At 71.4% G+C, this 19,160-nt stretch carries 15 protein-coding genes; 5 read left to right on the top strand and 10 right to left on the bottom strand.

Annotated elements, in window-relative coordinates; translation table 11 throughout:
- Positions 1-27 precede the first annotated feature (27 nt).
- The 4 genes from BLW57_RS14040 to BLW57_RS14025 form a co-directional block, all read right to left on the bottom strand.
- Positions 28-3,855 carry a multifunctional oxoglutarate decarboxylase/oxoglutarate dehydrogenase thiamine pyrophosphate-binding subunit/dihydrolipoyllysine-residue succinyltransferase subunit gene (locus BLW57_RS14040; RefSeq protein ID WP_093480689.1) on the bottom strand — a complete coding sequence of 1,276 codons (3,828 nt, stop codon included), beginning with the start codon at positions 3,853-3,855 and terminating at the stop codon, positions 28-30.
- A 302-nt stretch (positions 3,856-4,157) separates the two neighbouring features.
- Positions 4,158-5,273 (bottom strand): HAMP domain-containing sensor histidine kinase, encoded by a 1,116-nt coding sequence (locus BLW57_RS14035; RefSeq protein WP_093474794.1) that lies wholly within the window; start codon positions 5,271-5,273, stop codon positions 4,158-4,160.
- Entirely contained in the window at positions 5,270-6,010 is a 741-nt protein-coding gene (locus BLW57_RS14030) for a response regulator transcription factor (protein WP_093474792.1), read from the bottom strand. The genes BLW57_RS14035 and BLW57_RS14030 overlap by 4 nt, the downstream gene beginning before the upstream one ends.
- Before the next feature lie 114 nt (positions 6,011-6,124).
- A complete protein-coding gene (locus BLW57_RS14025; protein ID WP_093474791.1) occupies positions 6,125-6,802 on the bottom strand; it encodes a spermine/spermidine synthase domain-containing protein in 678 nt (225 codons plus the stop codon).
- A 183-nt stretch (positions 6,803-6,985) separates the two neighbouring features.
- On the opposite strand from BLW57_RS14025, the gene BLW57_RS14020 reads away from it, so the two are divergent.
- From BLW57_RS14020 to BLW57_RS14005, 4 genes are all read left to right on the top strand, one after another.
- Positions 6,986-7,831: a rhomboid-like protein gene (locus tag BLW57_RS14020; protein ID WP_093474789.1), complete on the top strand. Its 846-nt coding sequence runs from the start codon at positions 6,986-6,988 to the stop codon at positions 7,829-7,831.
- A gap of 89 nt (positions 7,832-7,920) precedes the next feature.
- Positions 7,921-10,341 (top strand): endopeptidase La, encoded by a 2,421-nt coding sequence (gene lon / locus BLW57_RS14015; protein ID WP_093474788.1) that lies wholly within the window; start codon positions 7,921-7,923, stop codon positions 10,339-10,341.
- Between the two features lie 470 nt (positions 10,342-10,811).
- Positions 10,812-11,846 (top strand): serine/threonine-protein kinase, encoded by a 1,035-nt coding sequence (locus BLW57_RS14010; protein WP_256339479.1) that lies wholly within the window; start codon positions 10,812-10,814, stop codon positions 11,844-11,846.
- Between the two features lie 138 nt (positions 11,847-11,984).
- Positions 11,985-12,611 (top strand): hypothetical protein, encoded by a 627-nt coding sequence (locus tag BLW57_RS14005; protein ID WP_093474786.1) that lies wholly within the window; start codon positions 11,985-11,987, stop codon positions 12,609-12,611.
- A 91-nt stretch (positions 12,612-12,702) separates the two neighbouring features.
- On the opposite strand, the gene BLW57_RS14000 is transcribed toward BLW57_RS14005, so the two are convergent.
- From BLW57_RS14000 to BLW57_RS13980, 5 genes are all read right to left on the bottom strand, one after another.
- Complete coding sequence (locus BLW57_RS14000; RefSeq protein WP_093474785.1) at positions 12,703-12,957, bottom strand: hypothetical protein; 255 nt, start codon at positions 12,955-12,957, stop codon at positions 12,703-12,705.
- A complete protein-coding gene (locus tag BLW57_RS13995; RefSeq protein WP_093697513.1) occupies positions 12,954-13,754 on the bottom strand; it encodes a DUF2637 domain-containing protein in 801 nt (266 codons plus the stop codon). The genes BLW57_RS14000 and BLW57_RS13995 overlap by 4 nt, the downstream gene beginning before the upstream one ends.
- 48 nt (positions 13,755-13,802) lie before the next feature.
- Positions 13,803-14,084: a hypothetical protein gene (locus tag BLW57_RS13990; protein ID WP_093474782.1), complete on the bottom strand. Its 282-nt coding sequence runs from the start codon at positions 14,082-14,084 to the stop codon at positions 13,803-13,805.
- A gap of 153 nt (positions 14,085-14,237) precedes the next feature.
- Entirely contained in the window at positions 14,238-16,598 is a 2,361-nt protein-coding gene (locus BLW57_RS13985) for a SpoIIE family protein phosphatase (protein ID WP_093474780.1), read from the bottom strand.
- A 181-nt stretch (positions 16,599-16,779) separates the two neighbouring features.
- The gene (locus tag BLW57_RS13980; protein WP_093474779.1) at positions 16,780-17,604 is read right to left on the bottom strand and encodes a lysozyme; all 825 of its coding nucleotides are present in this window, start codon (positions 17,602-17,604) and stop codon (positions 16,780-16,782) included.
- A 238-nt stretch (positions 17,605-17,842) separates the two neighbouring features.
- Between BLW57_RS13980 and BLW57_RS13975 the strand changes: the two genes are divergently transcribed.
- The gene (locus BLW57_RS13975) at positions 17,843-18,334 is read left to right on the top strand and encodes a MarR family winged helix-turn-helix transcriptional regulator (RefSeq protein ID WP_093474777.1); all 492 of its coding nucleotides are present in this window, start codon (positions 17,843-17,845) and stop codon (positions 18,332-18,334) included.
- 28 nt (positions 18,335-18,362) lie between these two features.
- Here the strand turns inward: BLW57_RS13975 and BLW57_RS13970 are convergent, their stop codons facing one another.
- A complete protein-coding gene (locus tag BLW57_RS13970) occupies positions 18,363-19,151 on the bottom strand; it encodes a protein phosphatase 2C domain-containing protein (protein WP_093474776.1) in 789 nt (262 codons plus the stop codon).
- Between the last annotated feature and the right edge of the window lie 9 nt (positions 19,152-19,160).

The raw sequence follows: 19,160 nt of genomic DNA, 5'->3' as shown, positions 1-19,160 counted from the left end.
CCTTCGGTGTCGGCGGGCGCCGGAGGCCTACGCCTCGAACACCTCACGCACCAGCTGCTCCTGCTCGGCCTGGTGGCGCTTGGCCGAGCCCACCGCCGGCGACGAGCCGTGCGGACGCGAGATGCGCCGCAGCCGCTCGCCGGCCGGGATGTCCGCGCCGACCGCCAGGTCCAGGTGGTCGATCAGGTTGAGCGCGATGAACGGCCAGGCACCCTGGTTCGCCGGCTCCTCCTGCGCCCACAGGTACTTCTCGGCGTTCGGGTACTTGTTGACCTCCGCCTGGATCTCGGCACCCGGCAGCGGGTACAGCCGCTCGATGCGGATGATCGCCGTGTCCGTGACGCCGCGCTTGACCCGCTCGGCCTCCAGGTCGTAGTACAGCTTGCCGGCCACGAAGACGACCTTGCGGACCGCCGCCGGATCCGCGGTGGCGTCGCCGATGACGGGGCGGAACTGACCCGACGTGAACTCCTCCGTCTTCGACGCGGCGGCCTTCAGGCGCAGCATCGACTTCGGGGTGAAGACCACCAGCGGCTTGTGGTGCGGGTTGTGCACCTGCCACCGCAGGAGGTGGAAGTAGTTCGACGGGAGGGTCGGCATGGCGACCGTCATGTTGTTCTGGGCGCAGAGCTGGAGGAAGCGCTCGACACGGGCCGAGGAGTGGTCCGGGCCCTGTCCCTCGTAGCCGTGCGGCAGGAGGAGGGTGACGCCGGACGTCTGGCCCCACTTCTGCTCCGCGGCCGAGATGTACTCGTCGACCACGGTCTGGGCGCCGTTGACGAAGTCGCCGAACTGCGCCTCCCACATGACGAGCGCGTCGGGGCGGGCCAGCGAGTAGCCGTACTCGAAGCCCATGACGGCGTACTCGGAGAGCAGCGAGTTGTAGACGTTGTAGCGCGCCTGCTCCTCGGCGAGGTACATCAGCGGCGTGAACTCCTCGCCCGACTCGCGGTCGATGAGGACCGCGTGGCGCTGGCCGAAGGTGCCCCGCTGGGAGTCCTGGCCGGACAGGCGGACCGGGGTGCCCTCCAGCAGGAGGGAGCCGACCGCGAGGGTCTCGCCCATGCCCCAGTCGATCGTGCCGTCCTCGACCATCGCCGCCCGCCGCTGCAGCTGCGGCAGCAGACGCGGGTGGACGTGGAAGGTGTCGGGGATGTTGACCTGCGACTCGGCGATCCGCTTGACGACCTCCGTGGAGATCGCGGTGTTCACGGCGACCGGGAAGTCCGCCTGCGGGTCCGACACCGGGCCGGAGGCCGGCTGGGACGTGGCCTCGCGGACCTCCGTGAAGACCTTCTCCAGCTGGCCCTGGTAGTCCTGCAGGGCCTGCTCGGCCTCTTCCAGGGTGATGTCGCCGCGACCGATCAGGGACTCGGTGTAGAGCTTGCGCACCGAGCGCTTCTTGTCGATCAGGTCGTACATCAGCGGCTGGGTGAAGGCCGGGTTGTCCGACTCGTTGTGACCGCGGCGGCGGTAGCAGATGAGGTCGATCACCACGTCCTTGTTGAACGCCTGACGGAACTCGAAGGCCAGACGCGCGACGCGCACCACGGCCTCCGGGTCGTCGCCGTTCACGTGGAAGATCGGGGCCTCGATCATGCGGGCCACGTCGGTGGCGTACATCGACGAGCGCGAGGACTCCGGCGCCGCGGTGAAGCCGACCTGGTTGTTGATGACGATGTGGACCGTGCCGCCGGTGCGGTAGCCGCGCAGCTGCGACATGTTCAGCGTCTCGGCCACCACGCCCTGGCCCGCGAAGGCCGCGTCGCCGTGCAGCGCGACCGGCAGGACCGTGAAGTCCGTGCCGCCCTTGTTGATGATGTCCTGCTTGGCGCGGGCGATGCCCTCGATGACCGGGTCGACCGTCTCCAGGTGGGACGGGTTGGCGGCCAGCGAGACCTTGATCTGCTCGCCGTCCAGGCCGGTGAAGGTGCCCTCGGCGCCCAGGTGGTACTTCACGTCGCCGGAGCCGTGCATCGACTTCGGGTCGAGGTTGCCCTCGAACTCGCGGAAGATCTGCGCGTACGACTTGCCGACGATGTTGGCGAGGACGTTCAGGCGGCCGCGGTGGGCCATGCCGATGACGACCTCGTCCAGGCGGGACTCGGCGGCGGAGTCGATCACCGCGTCGAGCAGCGGGATGACGGACTCGCCGCCCTCCAGTGAGAAGCGCTTCTGGCCGACGTACTTCGTCTGCAGGAAGGTCTCGAAGGCTTCCGCGGCGTTCAGGCGGCGCAGGATGCGCAGCTGCTCCTCGCGCTCCATCTTGGAGTGCGGGCGCTCCACGCGGTCCTGGATCCACTTGCGCTGCTTGGGGTCCTGGATGTGCATGAACTCGATGCCGGTGGTGCGGCAGTACGAGTCGCGCAGCACGCCGAGGATGTCCCGCAGCTTCATCAGCGACTTGCCGGCGAAACCGCCGACCGCGAAGTCGCGCTCCAGGTCCCACAGGGTGAGCCCGTGCTCGGTGATGTCCAGGTCGGGGTGCTTGCGCTGCTTGTACTCCAGCGGGTCGGTGTCGGCCATGACGTGGCCGCGGACCCGGTAGGAATGGATCAGCTCGAAGACACGGGCGGCCTTGGTGACGTCGTCGTCGTGCGAGGCGTCGATGTCCTTGAGCCAGCGGACCGGCTCGTAGGGGATGCGCAGCGACTCGAAGACGTCGTCGTAGAAGCCGCTCTCGCCCAGCAGCAGGTTCGCCACCTGGCGCAGGAACTCGCCGGAGGCGGCGCCCTGGATGACCCGGTGGTCGTAGGTCGACGTGAGCGTCATGACCTTCGAGATGCCGAGCTTGTTCAGGGTGTCCTGGCTGGTGCCCTGGAACTCCGCCGGGTAGTCCATGGAGCCGACGCCCATGATCACGGACTGGCCGGGCATCAGACGCGGCACGGAGTGGACGGTGCCGAGGCCGCCGGGGTTGGTCAGGGAGACCGTCACGCCGGTGAAGTCGTCCATCGTCAGCTTGTTGTCGCGGGCGCGACGGACGATGTCCTCGTAGGCCTGCCAGAACTCGAAGAAGTTCAGCGTCTCGGCCTTCTTGATGGCGGCCACGACGAGCTGGCGGTCACCGTTCGGCTTGACCAGGTCGATGGCCAGGCCGAGGTTGACGTGCGGCGGCTTGACGAGGGTCGGCTTGCCGTCCTTCTCGCCGAACGCGTAGTTCATCGACGGCATGGCCTTGATGGCCTGCACCATCGCGAAGCCGATCAGGTGCGTGAAGGAGATCTTCCCGCCCCGGGCGCGCTTCAGGTGGTTGTTGATGACGATCCGGTTGTCGAACAGCAGCTTCACCGGGACCGCGCGGACCGAGGTGGCGGTCGGCAGCTCCAGTGAGGCGTTCATGTTCTTCGCGACGGCCGCGGACGGACCACGCAGCGTCACGAACTCGGGACCCTCGGGCGCCTCCTTGGCGGGGGCCGCCTGCGCCGCGGGCCGAGCGGGCGCCTGTGCGGGCTGCGCCGGCTTGGCGGGGGCGGGAGCGGCCTTCGCGGCGGGAGCCGGAGCCGGGGCCGGAGCGGCCGGGGGCTGTGGAGCCGCGGGGGCCGGGGCGGCGGCCTGGGGGGCCGGAGCCGCGGGCCGGGAGACCGGAGCCGCGGGCTGGGCCTGCGGCGCCGTTGCGGTGGTGGCTGCGGCCCCCGCGGCCGCAGTACCCGCCGGAGCCGGGGTGGCAGGAGCACCCGGCTTGTAATCGGCGAAGAAGTCCCACCAGGCTCGGTCTACCGAGTTCGGGTCCTGGAGGTACTGCTGATAGATCTCGTCGACGAGCCACTCGTTCGGACCGAACGCGGCAGCGGGGTTCTTCCCGGCTTGGTCGTCGGTCGAGATGCTCGAGTTACTGGGGGACTGTGGCGACACGGCGGCAACCGCCCTCTTCCGCTTCACAAGGTGATGGACAGCGGGAATAAAGGCTACGCCTCCAAGACCGCGAAGGTCAGGTCGGGCCCGTTCATCGTCGCGTAAGTCACATCAGAAATCTTGTTTCAGGGCTTGAAATGGCGGGAAACAAGCGTGGTTCCGGATGCGAGAGGGTGCGCCGGTCGAGGCCCGGGGCGCCTGGGTACGGCGGATGGCGCGGGCCTGCCCCTGATCACACGTGTCGAGCTGCGAGAAACAGCGGCGACCGTCGTGGATCTTGTGCTTCCGGTTCGAACTTTACGTCAACCTGAAGCGGAGGACAGTCCCGGGAGGGTGACGATGATCCGGCAGCCGCGCTCGGATTCGGCCACACCGATCCGGCCGCCGTGCAGATCCACCGCCCAGCGGGCGATCGCGAGACCGAGCCCCGTGCCGCCGTCGCTGCCCGGGCCGTGCGGCCGGGTCACCGCGCCGCGGTTGAACCGCTCGAACACCCGGTGCCACTCCGACCTGGGGATGCCGGGGCCCTCGTCCAGGACCTCCAGCTCCAGCGACTCCGGCCGCGGCCCGCGCCGCGCCCGCACCGTCACGCGGCCGTGCGGGGGGCTGTGCTTGACCGCGTTGTCGATCAGGTTCGCGACGACCTGGTGGATCCGCTCGGGATCCGCGTGCGCGGTCAGCTCCGGCGGGGAGACGTCGAGGTGCAGATGGACGTCCGTGCGGGTGTGGCTGCCCGAGCCGGACGCGATGCCCGCCCGCGCCGAGGCGACCATGTTGGCCTCCTTCAGCACGCCCGACAGGTACGGCCACACCTCGAAGCGGCGCAGCTTCAGCGGGACGACGCCGTTGTCGAGGCGGGAGAGGTCCAGCAGGGTCTCCACCAGCCGGCCCAGCCGCTCGGTCTGCTTCAGTGCCGTGCGCATGGTCTCCGGGTCCGCCCGGGTGACCCCGTCGACGATGTTCTCCAGCACCGCGCGCAGGCCGGCGATCGGAGTGCGCAGCTCGTGCGAGACGTTCGCCACGAGCTCCTTGCGCTGCCGGTCCTGGGCCTCCAGCTCGTCGGCCATGACGTTGATCGTCCCGGCCAGGTCGCCGAGTTCGTCCCGGCGGTTGTCCTTCACGCGGCGCGTGTAGTCGCCCTCGGAGATGGAACGGGCGACCGTGTTCATCTCGTCCAGCGGCATGGTGAGCGAATGGGCCACGAACTGCGTTATCAGCAGTGTGGCGATCATCGAGAAGACCGTGATGAAGCGGAGCTCCGTCTTGGTGTGCACCGCGATCATCGACAGACCGGTGGTGATCAGGACCGAGATGACGACCAGCGCGCCCAGCTTGGTCTTGATCGAGAACGGGCGTACGCCGCCCCAGGGTTCCTCCCCGGGGCTCCTCCGTGCGGCCTGGCGCCCGTCACCGCTCATGGAGTCGGCGTCTCCAGCGCGTAACCGACGCCGTGCACTGTGCGGATCCGCTCGGCGCCGATCTTCCGCCGCAGCGCCTTGATGTGGCTGTCGACCGTGCGGGTGCCGGAGGCGTCCGCCCAGTCCCAGACCTCGGCCAGCAGCTGCTCCCGGGAGAGCACCGCGCGCGGGGTGTTGGCCAGGCACACCAGCAGGTCGAACTCGGTGGGCGTCAGATGCACGTCCTCGGCCTTCACCCGCACCCGGCGCTGCGCGTGGTCGATCTCCAGCTCGCCGAGCCGCAGGATCCCGCTGCGCGGCGTCGAGGCGGCGACCGCGGCCCGCTCCACGCGGCGCAGCAGCACGTGCACGCGTGCCGCCAGCTCCCGCATCGAGAACGGCTTGGTCATGTAGTCGTCGGCGCCGACCCCGAGCCCGACCAGCATGTCGGTCTCGTCGTCGCGCGCGGTGAGCATCAGCACCGGCACCGGGCGCTGGGCCTGCACGCGGCGGCAGACCTCCAGGCCGTCGAAGCCGGGCAGCATGATGTCGAGGATCAGCAGGTCGGGCTGCCAGGCCTCGGCCGTGTCGACGGCGGCCGGACCGTCGGACGCCGTCTGTACGAGAAATCCCTCGGCGCGGAGCCGGGCCGCGATGGCGTCGACGATCGTCGTGTCGTCCTCGACGACCAGCACCCGGCGCTGCGCACCCGGGGTGGTCGTCGCCGCGCCGCTCTGGGAGGTGTGTGTCTGCTCCATCGCCCGCCCCTGTTGTTGCTTTCCGGAATCCGTGGGGTGATCCCATGTCTGCGATTGACGCTTGAATGATCCGCGCGTCAGGGCAGCACCCTACGGGGACTCACCGCGCTGTCGCTATCCAGGGCGGACGCCGAGGTGAACGGCGTCCGGAACGCCCCGGGCAACGGGCACCTCTTCGGTACGCACCTGCTGGAACCCGGCATTCCGCAAGGATCCTTCAAATTCCGGAGAGGGTTTCGCCGACCACACCGCGAGGACGCCGCCGGGTCTCAACACCCTTGCGCAGGCGGCGAGTCCGGCCGACGCGTACAGGCCGTCGTTGTCCTCGGTCACCGTCCAGTCCGGCCCGTTGTCGATATCGAGACAGAGTGCGTCGAACGTGTCCGATGTCTCATTGACGTAGTTCACGAGGTCCGCTTCCACGATCTCGGTGCGCGGATCGGCGAGCGCGGCGGCGGACAGTTCGCCGAGCGGGCCGTCGCGGTGCCAGCCGATGACGGCCGGTTCCCGCTCCACGACGGTGATCCGCCCCCAGCGCGCGTCGGCGGCCGCGTGTGCGAGCGAGAACCCCACGCCCAGACCGCCGATCAGCACTTCCGGCGCCGGCCGCCCGTCCAGCGCGCCGTACGCGGCGTCGACCAGCAGTCGCTCCGAGCGGCCGTCGGAGGTGTCCATCAGGAAACAGCCGTTGGCGATGATCTGGAGCAGCGCGCCCTGTCTGCGGAGCACCACCTCGCCGTACGGGCCGTCGCGCCGGTCCAGGACCACGGGGGAGTCGTACGCGGCTGTCATACGCCCATCCTGCTTGAACGGGGCCCGAGGTTCACGGGAATTGCCGATGACGGCCCCGGCCGGCGGACGCGGACGCGGCGGGAGCGTGAGAGGTTGCTGTGAATCCGCTCTCGCGTGGCGTCGGTCATAGACAGCGGCCCGGGGAGCACGAAGGGTGGGGCGCGACGGAAGGAGCGCCTCACCGTGGAACGGACCGCGAAGGGCCCTGCGACGGCCGCGTCCCCGCCCCCGCCGGGCACGCCCCTTCCCGACGGCGCCGTCGCCGTCGGCCCGCCCGCGGTCGTCCGGTTGCTGGACGGCATACCGCGTCAGCGCGGTGCCACGGCTCCCGCCCCGGTGCCGGCCGCGACGCGTCCGGCCGCAGCGGTCGCGCGGTGGTGGCTGCTGCTGCCCACCCCGGCGGGCACCCCGTTCACCTTCGCCTACGCCTGTCTTCTGGCCGCCACCTCGGCCTTCGCGGCCCTGGCCGACCCCGCGCTGGTGCACGCCGTCCACCAGGCCTCCAGCACGGACGTGGCACACCTCGTGCGCACGCCCCTGCTGGTGCTGCCGGCGAGTGCGCTGTGGATCGCGGGCGGGATCGTCTCGCCGTACGCGCTGGCGTTCCTGCTCGTGCTCACCGCACTGGAGCGCCGGATCGGGGGCACGCGTGCGGCCTGCGTGTTCCTCGCCGGGCACGTCCTGGCCACGCTCGCCACGGAGGTCCCGGTGGGCCTGGCCGTCCTGTCCGGGCACCTGCCGGACAGTTCGCTGCACCGCCTCGACTACGGCATCAGCTTCGGCGTGGCCACCAGCATCGGCGCCCTGGCCGGACTGCTCACCCCGTGGCTGCGCGGGCTCCTGCTCGTCGTGGTGGGCGGCATGCTCCTCGACGACCTCGTCGCCTTCACGGACCCGATGACCAACTGGGGCCACCTGATCGCCCTCGCGCTCGGCGTCGCCTCATGGCCTCTCGTACGCCGCCGGACGCCGTCGGCCCAGCCGCCTGGACAGCACCTGACCTGCGAGAACACCTGCGTCACCCAGTGATCGCCCACAGCGAACACCGCTGTGGGAACACCAGCCCACGCCCAACGGTTGAGTCGGCATAGCTCAAGTTGACTGCCTAAGGGGACATCATGGCTGCTGAGTCCACGGCGTTCACGCTCGTTCTGCCAGTGCTGCCGCTCGACGACGAGGTCGTGCTGCCCGGGATGGTGGTTCCGCTGGACCTGAGCGACACCGAGGTACGGGCCGCGGTGGAGGCCGCCCAGGCCGCCGCCCGGTCGGAGCCCGGGAAGCCCAGGGTGCTGCTGGTGCCGCGCATCGACGGGACGTACGCGAAGACCGGCGTGCTGGGCACGGTCGAGCAGGTCGGCCGGCTGGCCGACGGCGACCCCGGGGCTCTGATCCGCGGCCGGAGCCGGGTGCGCATCGGCGCCGGCACCACCGGCCCCGGCGCGGCGCTCTGGGTCGAGGGCGCCCGTATCGACGAGAGCGTGCCGGACCCGCTGCCGGGCCAGGTCGCCGAACTCGTCAAGGAGTACAAGGCGCTGGCCACCAACTGGCTGAAGAAGCGCGGCGCCTGGCAGGTCGTGGACCGCGTCCAGGCCATCGACGGCGTCTCCGCGCTCGCCGACAACTCCGGCTACTCGCCGTTCCTCACCACCGAGCAGAAGGTCGAGCTGCTGGAGACCGCCGACCCGGTGGCCCGCCTCAGGCTCGCCGCCCAGCAGCTCCGCGACCACCTCGCCGAGCAGGACGTGGCCGAGACCATCGCCAAGGACGTCCAGGAAGGCGTCGACAAGCAGCAGCGCGAGTTCCTGCTGCGCCGTCAGCTGGAGGCCGTCCGCAAGGAACTGCGCGAACTGAACGGCGAACAGGAGGGCGAGGAGTCCGACGACTACCGCGCCCGCGTGGAGGCCGCCGACCTGCCCGAGAAGGTCCGCGAGGCCGCCCTCAAGGAGGTCGACAAGCTGGAGCGGTCCTCCGACCAGTCGCCCGAGGGCTCCTGGATCCGCACCTGGCTGGACACCGTCCTGGAGATGCCGTGGAGCGAGCGGACCGAGGACGCGTACGACATCCAGGGCGCGAAGGCGATCCTCGACGCCGAGCACGCCGGCCTGGAGGACGTGAAGGAGCGCATCACCGAGTACCTGGCGGTGCGCAAGCGGCGCGGCGACCGGGGCCTCGGCGTCATCGGCGGCCGGCGCGGCGGCGCGGTGCTCGCGCTCGTCGGGCCCCCCGGTGTCGGCAAGACCAGCCTCGGTGAGTCCGTCGCGCACGCCATGGGCCGCAAGTTCGTCCGGGTCGCCCTCGGCGGCGTCCGCGACGAGGCCGAGGTCCGCGGCCACCGCCGTACGTACGTCGGTGCCCTGCCCGGCCGGATCGTGCGCGCGATCAAGGAGGCCGGGTCGATGAACCCGGTCGTGCTCCTCGACGAGATCGACAAGGTGGGCTCCGACTTCCGCGGCGACCCGGCCGCGGCCCTGCTGGAGGTCCTGGACCCGGCGCAGAACCACACCTTCCGCGACCACTACCTGGAGGTCGAACTCGACCTGTCGGACGTGGTCTTCCTGGCCACCGCCAACGTCCTGGAAGCCATCCCGGAGGCGCTCGCCGACCGTATGGAGATCGTCCGCCTGGACGGCTACACCGAGGACGAGAAGATCGTGATCGCCCGGGACCACCTGCTCCCGCGCCAGATGGAGCGGGCCGGCCTGAACACGGACGAGGTCACGATCGACGAGGGCGCGCTGCGCAGGCTCGCCGGCGAGTACACCCGCGAGGCGGGCGTGCGCACCCTGGAGCGGTCCATCGCGCGACTGCTCCGCAAGCTCGCGGCCCAGCACGAGCTCGGCGAGCGCGAGCTGCCGTTCACCGTGCGGGACGAGGATCTGCGCGGACTGATCGGGCGCCCGCACCATGTGCCCGAGTCCGCCCAGGACCCGGCCGAGCGCCGTACGGCGGTCCCCGGAGTGGCGACGGGCCTCGCGGTGACCGGCGCGGGCGGTGACGTCCTCTTCGTCGAGGCCTCCCTGGCCGACCCGGAGACGGGCGCGGCCGGGCTGACCCTGACCGGCCAGCTGGGCGACGTGATGAAGGAGTCGGCGCAGATCGCGCTGAGCTTCCTGCGCAGCCACGGCGCCGAACTGGAACTGCCCGTGGGCGACCTGCGGGACCGGGGCGTGCACATCCACTTCCCGGCGGGCGCGGTCCCCAAGGACGGCCCGAGCGCCGGCGTCACGATGACGACGGCCCTCGCGTCGCTCCTGTCCGGCCGGCTGGTCCGCACGGACGTGGCCATGACCGGCGAGGTCTCGCTGACCGGCCGGGTGCTGCCCATCGGCGGCGTGAAGCAGAAGCTGCTCGCCGCCCACCGCGCCGGGGTGACCACCGTGATCATCCCCAAGCGCAACGAGCCCGACCTGGACGACGTCCCGGCCGAGGTGCTGGACAAGCTCGACGTCCACGCCGTGACCGACGTCCGCCAGGTCCTGGAACTGGCGCTCGCACCCGCCGCGAGCGGTGTGACGCCGGAGGTTCCGGTAGCGGCGTGACGGACGCTCCCGGACGAGCGAAGGCCCGGACCCCGACGGGGCCCCGGGCCTTCGCCACGTTCCGGCCGCGCGAGCGGCGCCCTGACCGGGCGCGCGCCATGCCGCGGACGGGCCCGCGCCTTTGCCCTGCCACCATGTGCGGAGGCGCCTGCCTTCGTGACCTGGCCCGGTCTGCGTCGCCCCCCCAGTGCGCGGCCCTGCGTACTGCCGCGTGCGCCGCGCCCGTGTCTGTCGCCGTGATCGGGGGCGTCGTCGTGCCTCGCCCGGCCTGCCGTCGATGCCCGGCCTCGTCTGCCGCCGTCCCGAGTGCGGGCCCGCCGCCGTCCCCGATGAGCCTGCCGTCGCTGCCTCGCCCCATCCGCCGTCGCCCCGAGCGCGGGCCCCCGTCCTCCCGTGCGCGGACCCGTCGTGCCGTCCGGGCAGGCGGTGTGATCAGGCGGGCGTCGGGGACGAGTCGGTAGAATTCGGACGTGAATGGGCAGGGCGGTCGGCCCTCCGGTCTGATCGGGACGGAGATCGCGGGCTACCGGGTCGAGCGCGAACTCGGTCGCGGCGGCATGGCCGTCGTCTACTGCGCCAAGGATCTGCGCCTCGGCCGGACGGTCGCCCTGAAGCTGCTGGCCCCCGAGTACACCCGAAACGACGCCTTCCGCCGCCGTTTCGCCCAGGAGTCGCGGGTGGCCGCCGCCATCGACCACCCCAACATCGTCCCCGTCTTCGAGGCCGGCGAGGCCGACGGCATCCTCTACATCGCCATGTGCTTCGTCTCCGGTCTCGATCTGCGCGCCCTGATCGACCGCGAGGGCCCGCTCCCGGTGCCCGCCGCACTGCGCATCGCGACCCAGCTGGCGTCCGCGCTCGACGCGGCCCACGCGCGCGACCTGGTGCACCGGGACGTCAAGCCCGGCAACGTCCTGGTGGCCAAGGGCATCGACATCGACCACCCCGAGCACGTCTACCTCACCGACTTCGGGCTGGCGAAGAAGTCCCTGTCGCTCACCGGGTTCACCACCGCGGGCGAGTTCGTCGGCACCCTCGACTACGTGGCGCCGGAGCGGATCGCCGGGCGCCCGGTCGACGGCAGGGCGGACCTGTACAGCCTCGCGTGTGTGGTCCACGAGATCCTGGCCGGTGTCCCGCCCTTCGAGCGCGAGGACCACCTCGAACTGCTCTGGGCCCACCAGTACGATCCACCGCCCGCGCTCAGCGACAGGCGGCCGGACCTTCCGGGGGCCGCCGACGACGTCCTCAGGCGGGCCCTGGCGAAGATCCCCGACGACCGTCACGGCTCCTGCCTGGAGTTCGTGGCCGCTCTGCGCACCGCGACCGGCGAGGTCGGCCCGCGAGGCCGTACCCCGACGCTGGTGGACGCCCATGTGGCGGCCCCCGCCGTGGACGCCCCGGCGGACCCGGTGCGGACCCTCGGCGCGGAGACCCTGACGGTGGCCGCGCCGGTGCCCGAGCCGCCCGCCTGGGCCGGTCCGGTCCTCGGGAAACCGGCATAGTCCCGGTCGCCCTCCTCCTCGTCAAGTCCCGAGTCCTCGGAACGTGACCCCGCCTTCACGTTCCGGCCTACTTGAAGCACGGGCCGCACCGGAAGGACCGGAAAGCGAAAAGGCCCGGACGGCAAGTAGGAGATAACCATGCAGCGCAACACCGAGAACGTTCAGAACGCCCAGGAGATCCGCACCAAGCGCGGTTTCCGTCTCTCGACACTCGTCGCCTCGGCCGTGGTCGTCGCCGGTGGAATCATCCTCCCGGCCACCGCCGCCTCGGCGGGCACGATGCCCGACTCGGCCGTGACGACGATGGTCGTCCATCACAAGAACCACGACCAGAAGGACCATCACAAGAAGGACCATCACAAGAAGGATCACAAGAAGAACCCGGGAAATGCGACGGGTGGTAACGGCGGAAATGCCACGACCAATGGTGGCGGCAACGCGACCGGCGGCAATGGTGGTAACGCCACGACCAACGGCGGTGGGAACGCCACCGGTGGGAACGGCGGCAATGCGACCACCAACAAGGGTGGCAATGCGACCGGCGGCAACGGCGGTAATGCGACCACCAACAAGGGTGGCAACGCGACCGGCGGCAACGGCGGTAACGCCACGACCAATGCCGGTGGCAATGCGACCGGTGGGAACGGCGGTAACGCCACCACCAACCAGGGTGGCAACGCGACCGGCGGCAACGGTGGTGACGCCACCACCAATGCCGGTGGGAACGCCACCGGAGGCAACGGCGGTGACGCCACCGCCGGCTAGGGCGCGGACCGCCTGAGAGGTTGACGTAAGAGGGTCCGGGTGGTGCGGTCGTCGACCGCACCACCCGGACCCCTCTGCGCGCACGGCAGGCCTACAGCAGCAGCCCCGGCCCCGCGGTGGTCGGGCCCCGGGAGACCTGGTGGCCGGAAGCCGGCCCGCCCACATCGCAGCCGCGCATGCAGACCCAGAGCCGGTACAGGAAACCGAGGTGCAGTACGTCGCCCATCACCTGGCCGTTGGCACCGAGCGGGCGCGCGCAGACCGCGCAGTCGATGGCCATCTGCTGGCGGGGCAGGAGCCGGGAGACGTCGGGCAGAGTCAGGAAGCCCGCGGCGACACTGTTCACTCGGCACTCCTGGTACGGGGTGGCGTACGGACCTGCCGGTCACCCTTTCCGGCGGGCGCCTCGGCGAGCTTCGTACGGTGCCGGGGCGTGGCCTTCCGGGGCGGTCTCGTCAGGGTGATCTGACGCACCACCTGCTGGAAGCAGGCCAGGGAGGCCAGACTCGGCAGGGCGGCGGCCGCGGCTCCGATGATGTCCTTCGGCGCCTGGGCGACGCAGAGCGTCATCCCGATGGCCGAGAACACCAGGAGCACGGACCAGGAGTGCAGCGCCCGGCGCTGGTGCAGCGCGGCGCGGACGATGGAGAGCGACGCCACCATCCAGGGTCCGAACACGAGCACCGGCCACCACGAGACCACGTCGGTCTGCATCCGCGACATCGCCACGAAGCGCAGCGGGTCGTAGGCGATCAGGCCGCCGAAGATGCTCACCGCGGACGCGACGGAGGTCACCACCACGGCGATGAAGTGACTGGCGATCCGGATCTTGCTCGGGCGCTGCCGTGCCCTGACCCTTCGATGGCCTCGGGGAGGCGACTTTACCGGGGGCAACTCCGCGCTCATCTCTGCGAGCGCTTCGCGTGGAGTCTTCACGCGTGGTTGGGCGAAGAAGTCCTCATCGCGCGCGGCCGGAATCCTCGGCTGCTGCTCGATGGTCTCCTGCAGGATGAAGGCCAGCTCTTCCGCGGGATCCCAGCTGGAGTCCGGCGGGATCAAAGGGGAGGAGAAACCTTCGGTGGATGCCGGATGCCATCCCTCGGCGTCCTGATACTCGCTCTGATAGTCGTCCGGATATCCCATGGAGGGTTCCGGATACCCCATATGCTCTTGATGCATGATGTGGACCACTCACCCTGTGGGCGAGCCGCAGAGCCACGTCTCCTGGCTCGGCCAGCGTTGTGCGACGTCGTCCTCCAGGGAGTTCATCACATCCACGAACTCCTGGAGGATCTCCTCGGTCACCTCGAGGGCGACGGGAAGGCCGCCCTTCACCAGAACTCCCTTGGCGGGGCCGGTGGCGGGTTGCCCGGGCACGTACATGTAGGAGCCCAGCCGCGCGGGCCGCCGCGCAGTCGTGTGCGACCGCTTCGGGACGGATGCGAACCCCCGCCCCCCCGATGCCTTCGTCATATTCCAGATAACGCCGCCATTCGGTGATGGATGCGGCGCAAATGGGTGAGGGATTAGCCGGACAAGTACCTAGATGGGGTATCGGTAGGGCCTATATGTAGCTCTACCAGTTATAGCCAAATCCGCCGGGGTGGCGGCCGGGCACGGCGCCGGTCAGCCGGAGGCGAGCGTCTGTTCCGCCCACACCGTCTTGCCGACGCGATCGTGCCGGGTGCCCCAGCGTTCGGCGAGCTGGGCGACCAGCAGCAGCCCCCGCCCGCCCTCGTCGAAGATCCGCGCCCGCCGCATGTGCGGGGTGGTGCCGCTGGAGTCGTACACCTCGCAGCCCAGCGTCTTGCCCTGGTGGATCAGCCGGAGCCGGATGGGCGGGCGGCCGTAGCGGATGGCGTTGGTGACCAGTTCGCTGACCATCAGCTCGGTGGTGAACGAGGCGTCCTCCAGGCCCCACGCGGACAGCTGCTCGCTGGCGTAGTGGCGGGCCCGGGAGACGACCGTGGCCTCGCTCGCCAGCTCCCAGGACGCGACCCGGTCCTCGTGCAGGGCCCGGGTGCGGGCCACCAGGAGGGCGATGTCGTCGTCGGGGCGGTGGGTCAGCAGCTCGGTGAGCACCCGGTCGCACACGGAGTCCAGCGACTTCGCCGGGCGGACGAGCGCGGCGAACATCTTGTCCAGCGCCTCGTCGATGTCGTGGTCGCGGGCCTCGAACAGGCCGTCGGTGTACAGGGCCAGCAGACTGCCCTCGGGCAGTTGGGTCTCCACGGCCTCGAAGGGCAGTCCGCCGAGCCCGAGCGGCGGCCCGGCGGGCACGTCGAGGAAGCGGACGGTGCCGTCCGGGGTGACCACCGCGGGCGGCGGATGGCCGGCCCGGGCCAGCGTGCAGTGGCGCGAGATCGGGTCGTAGACGGCGTACAGGCAGGTGGTGCCGATGCCGCCGGCGGTCTCGGCGGCCGGGTCGGAGCTGCCCTCGTCGGCGGCGAGCCGCAGCACCAGGTCGTCGAGGTGGGTGAGGAGTTCGTCGGCCGGCAGATCGACGTCGGCCAGGGTGCGTACCGCTGTGCGCAGCCGGCCCATGGTGGCGGTGGCGCGGATGCCGTGGCCGACCACGTCGCCCACCACGAGCGCCACCCGCGCCCCGGACAGCGGGATCACGTCGAACCAGTCGCCGCCCACGCCGGCCCGGGTCGCCGCGGGCAGATAGCGGGTGGCGATCTCCAGGGCGCCCTGGTCGGGCAGGGTGTGCGGCAGCAGGCTGCGCTGGAGGGCCATGGTGGTGGTGCGGGCCCGGGAGTAGGCCCGGGCCTGATGGATGCCCGCTGCCGCCTTCGCCGTGAACTCCTGCGCGAGCCGCAGGTCCTCCGGGCCGAACGGTTCCCGGTCCCGGTGGCGGCCGAAGAGCGCGACCCCGAGCGTGTTGCCCTGGGCGAGCAGCGGCACCGTGAGCAGCGACCGGGTGCCGGACGTGCGCAGCCACACGGCGCCGGGGTCCAGCGTCGCCCACTCGGTGATGGCCGGGTCCGCGGTGTCGTACAGGAGTGGGCGGCCCGCCGCCAGGCAGTGGGCAGGCGGGGAGTCGGCCGGACAGACGATCGCCTCGCCCACCCCGGTGCCGTAGGCCGGCCCGTCGCCGTTCGGCATCGCGCGCAGGGCGGCGCGCCGCAGGACGACCGGGCCGGGCTGCGGGACGGGGTCCTCGGCGCCGGAGCGGGGCGAGTCGAGCAGGTCGACCGCCATGACGTCGGCCAGCCGGGGGACCGTGACCTCGCCGAGTTCCTGTGCGGCACGGGCCTGGTCCGCGGCGGTGCCGACACGCGAGCCGGTGTCGTCCGGCGGGCTTCTGCGGACGGCCGAGTCCTGGGTGGGCTGCTGGGTGGACAGACAGACGGCCCGGACCCGGCTGTCGGCGTCCTTCAGCGGGGTGAGGACGATCCCGCGGCCGAGCTCCGCGCCGAGGCGGACCCGGACGTCCTGCGGTCGGCCGGACTCCAGCGCCAGCCGCAGCGAGCGGTCGGCCTCCTCGCTGGCGGCACCGGGCACGATGTGGACGAGGCGCAGTCCACGCATCGCCGCCTCGGGCAGGGCGAGGGCGTGCTCCATGCGGCGGTTGGCGCGCACCAGCCGCAGCTCCGCGTCGAAGATGGCCAGCGGGAAGGGCGACTGCAGGAAGGTCCACTCCTCCAGCGGTTCCCCCCGGGGCGGCTGGGTCCGGGCCGTCACGGCGCTCACCACGAGCCAGTCGACGGCTCCCGTGGCGGAGGTCCGCCGGTGGGCGAGCACGCCCAGCTCCAGGGACCGGCCGTCCCGGTGGCGCAGCGGGATGCTGCCGTTCCAGCGTTCCCGTCCGGCGAGGACCCGCCTCGCCGCGGCGCCTTCGGCGGCGAGCAGCGCGGCGGCGGGCCGGCCGAGGACCGCGGAGGAGTCGTAGCCGAGCAGCCGCTGGGCGCCCTCGCTCCAGCCTGTGAGGATGCCCTGCGCATCGATGGTGGCCGTGGCCGTGTACGTCGACTGTCGCTCCATCGCCGCTCATCTCGCCCTTGCTCGGCAGGCTCTCCCTGACCAGCATGATCCCGGCCGGCGCCGAGCACCAACGCAGGGACGGGCGGGAAATCGGGGCGGGAGGCGCGGCGTGCGGGGCGGGGCGTCCTCGTCGGGCACCGGCCCCCGCCGTCGCCGGCGGAGGGCCGGTGCCCGACGGCGGTCAGCCGAGGGCCAGGGCCTGCACCCGGTCCAGCGCCCCGTTGAACTTGTCGTGGTCGCCGACGGTCGGGCCGGAGGAGGTGTACTGCCACATCGTGTAGTACGACCAGCCGGCCGGCAGCGTGCCCGGGTCCGAGGCGTACCGGGCGATCCACAGCGGATCGTTGGCGGCGAAGCCGGCGTAGTTGCCGGTGCACTGGGTCCACCAGCTGGTGGCGGTGTAGATCACCGGGTACCGGCCGGTGCGTCCCTTGTAGGTGTTGATGAAGTCGGCGATCCAGCCGACCATCTGGCTCGCGGTCTTGCCGTAGCAGGCGGCGCCGTAGGGGTTCCACTCGATGTCGAGGGTGCCGGGGAGGGTCTTGCCGTCCCGCGACCAGCCGCCGCCGTGGTCGACGAAGTAGTTGGCCTGGGTGGCGCCACTGGTGGTGTCCGGGGTCGCGAAGTGGTACGCGCCGCGGATCATGCCGACGTTGTAGGAGCCGTTGTACTGCTGGGCGAAGTAGGGGTTCGTGTAGTACGTCCCCTCGCTGGCCTTGGTGTACGCCCAGCGCACCCCGCTGCTCCACAGGGTCGACCAGGCGACGTTGCCCTGGTAGCCGGCGACGTCCACACCCTCCGTCTGGGTGACGTCACCCGTGCTGGGGGTGCCGTCCTGGCCGTCGTGCGCGAGGACGCCCATGCCCATGTGGGCGGAGCCGCGGCCCGGTGCGGTCGCGGCCTGGGCGGAGGTGAGGGGGAGGGTGAGGGCGAGCGCCGCGAGGAGGGCCGTGAGCAGGACGGCACGGGGACGCGGGCGGGCGGGGCCGGGTCTGTGCACGGACATGGCGTGCCTCCGGGGGGTGGTGTGGGGGGACCGTGGCAGTGACCGTGGGAGAAAGGCCAAGAGTGGCGTGGGCATGCCATTCATTGCCTGATAAAGAAGCTACGCACGTAGATGACGGAGTGGGAAGGGGGTCCGGACGACGCCGTTGGTCTACGCCTGCGAAATACTTACGGAGCTGCGGCTATGACGGCGTTCGGCAGAAACTTTCAGGACCGCGAAATCGAGCAGGGGTGCTGACGTGCACGAGGACGGAATCGGTGGCGCGCACGGCGTCACCGGCCCAGGGACACCGAGTGGTGCAGACCAGGAGTTCCTGGCGCTGGAGCGCGAGTTGACCGTGCTGCTCCGGCGAGCCCGGGCCAACCAGGGAGAGATGGCCCGCGAGGTCCACCCCGACCTGGAGTCCTCCGCGTACGGCCTGCTCATCCGGCTGGACGAGCTGGGCGGCCAGCGGGCCACGGAACTCGCCGCCTACATCGGCGTGGGCAAGGCCACCATGTCCCGCCAACTGCGCGCCCTGGAGGACCTCGGCCTGATCACCCGCCAGCCCGACCCCGCCGACGGCCGGGCCTGGCTGGTCACCCTCACCGACGAGGGCCGTGGCCGCGTCGGCACGGTCCGCGAGGCGCGCCGCGCCCGCTACGTCAGCCAGCTCGCCCACTGGGACCGCCACGAGGTGGCGGAACTGGCGCGGCTGCTGCACGAGTTGAACGGCGTCATGGAGAGGTAGGCCCCCGCCAGGCCCCCGCCCCCGGGCCTCACAGCTCCACGTGGACCACCGTGGCGTCGTCGTGGGTCTTGCCGCGGCCCAGGAACGCCCGCTCCGCCCGGTCGGCCGCCTCCAGCTCCCGCACCCGGTCCACCAGCCACCGGGCGCCCTCCTTCGCGACCATGTCGAAGAGGGCCGTCCAGTCACCCTCGTGGAACGTCTCCGTCCAGCGCGTCGCGCCGTCCGTCAGCGCGGTCAGCGCGCGGACCTCGTGCCGGGGCACCGAGCCGGTGACCGCGCGGGCCGCCACCGAGGGGTCGGCGGCGGCCGTGAAGAAGCCGCCCTCCTTGTTGCGCACGGTCGCGTCCACCAGGGCGTCGGTGGCGAGCGCGGACCGGGGGAGCCGGGCGAGCCGGTCGTCCAGCACCGGGACGACCGTGCCGTCCGGGCCCCGCAGCAGCAAAGCGGAGTCGGACAGCACCAGATACTCGACCGTGTCCGCGGACCAGCGGGCCAGCGCCACGGTTGCCTGCGGGGTGCGCGGGTGAGAAAGGTCACAGGTGCCCGCGTGGGCCTCGGCGGTCCGTTCGATCGCCCGCTCGAGAATCTCCGGGAGCGTCAGATCTCCACCGGAAACGGTCAGTTCGGTCAGCGCGCCGCCCAGCCGCGCGGTGAACCAGGGCACGGTATGCAGACAGCCGGCGCCGTCCCTGGGCGGAGTCACCCCGTCCAGGACGACCACGCAACCGCCCAGTCCGCAGGCGGGTAGTCCGACCCCCGCGAAGTCCTCGTTGGGGCGGGCGGCGTCACCGGGTTCCGAAACGAGATCGGTTCGCATCCAGCCAGT

It is taken from the genome of Streptomyces sp. 1222.5, assembly GCF_900105245.1.
GTDB classification, from domain to species: Bacteria; Actinomycetota; Actinomycetes; order Streptomycetales; family Streptomycetaceae; genus Streptomyces; species Streptomyces albidocamelliae.
This window is presented reverse-complemented; position numbering and strand designations above follow the sequence as displayed.

What these genes read in the sequence shown, in the direction of transcription:
- lon (WP_093474788.1), top strand. Translation starts at nt 7,921, where the DNA reads ATGGCTGCTGAGTCCACGGCGTTCACGCTCGTTCTGCCAGTGCTGCCG.
- BLW57_RS14035 (WP_093474794.1), bottom strand. Translation starts at nt 5,273, where the DNA reads ATGAGCGGTGACGGGCGCCAGGCCGCACGGAGGAGCCCCGGGGAGGAA.
- BLW57_RS13980 (WP_093474779.1), bottom strand. Translation starts at nt 17,604, where the DNA reads ATGTCCGTGCACAGACCCGGCCCCGCCCGCCCGCGTCCCCGTGCCGTC.
- BLW57_RS13985 (WP_093474780.1), bottom strand. Translation starts at nt 16,598, where the DNA reads ATGGAGCGACAGTCGACGTACACGGCCACGGCCACCATCGATGCGCAG.
- BLW57_RS13990 (WP_093474782.1), bottom strand. Translation starts at nt 14,084, where the DNA reads ATGACGAAGGCATCGGGGGGGCGGGGGTTCGCATCCGTCCCGAAGCGG.
- BLW57_RS13970 (WP_093474776.1), bottom strand. Translation starts at nt 19,151, where the DNA reads ATGCGAACCGATCTCGTTTCGGAACCCGGTGACGCCGCCCGCCCCAAC.
- BLW57_RS13995 (WP_093697513.1), bottom strand. Translation starts at nt 13,754, where the DNA reads ATGGGATATCCGGACGACTATCAGAGCGAGTATCAGGACGCCGAGGGA.
- BLW57_RS14025 (WP_093474791.1), bottom strand. Translation starts at nt 6,802, where the DNA reads ATGACAGCCGCGTACGACTCCCCCGTGGTCCTGGACCGGCGCGACGGC.
- BLW57_RS14005 (WP_093474786.1), top strand. Translation starts at nt 11,985, where the DNA reads ATGCAGCGCAACACCGAGAACGTTCAGAACGCCCAGGAGATCCGCACC.
- BLW57_RS14030 (WP_093474792.1), bottom strand. Translation starts at nt 6,010, where the DNA reads ATGGAGCAGACACACACCTCCCAGAGCGGCGCGGCGACGACCACCCCG.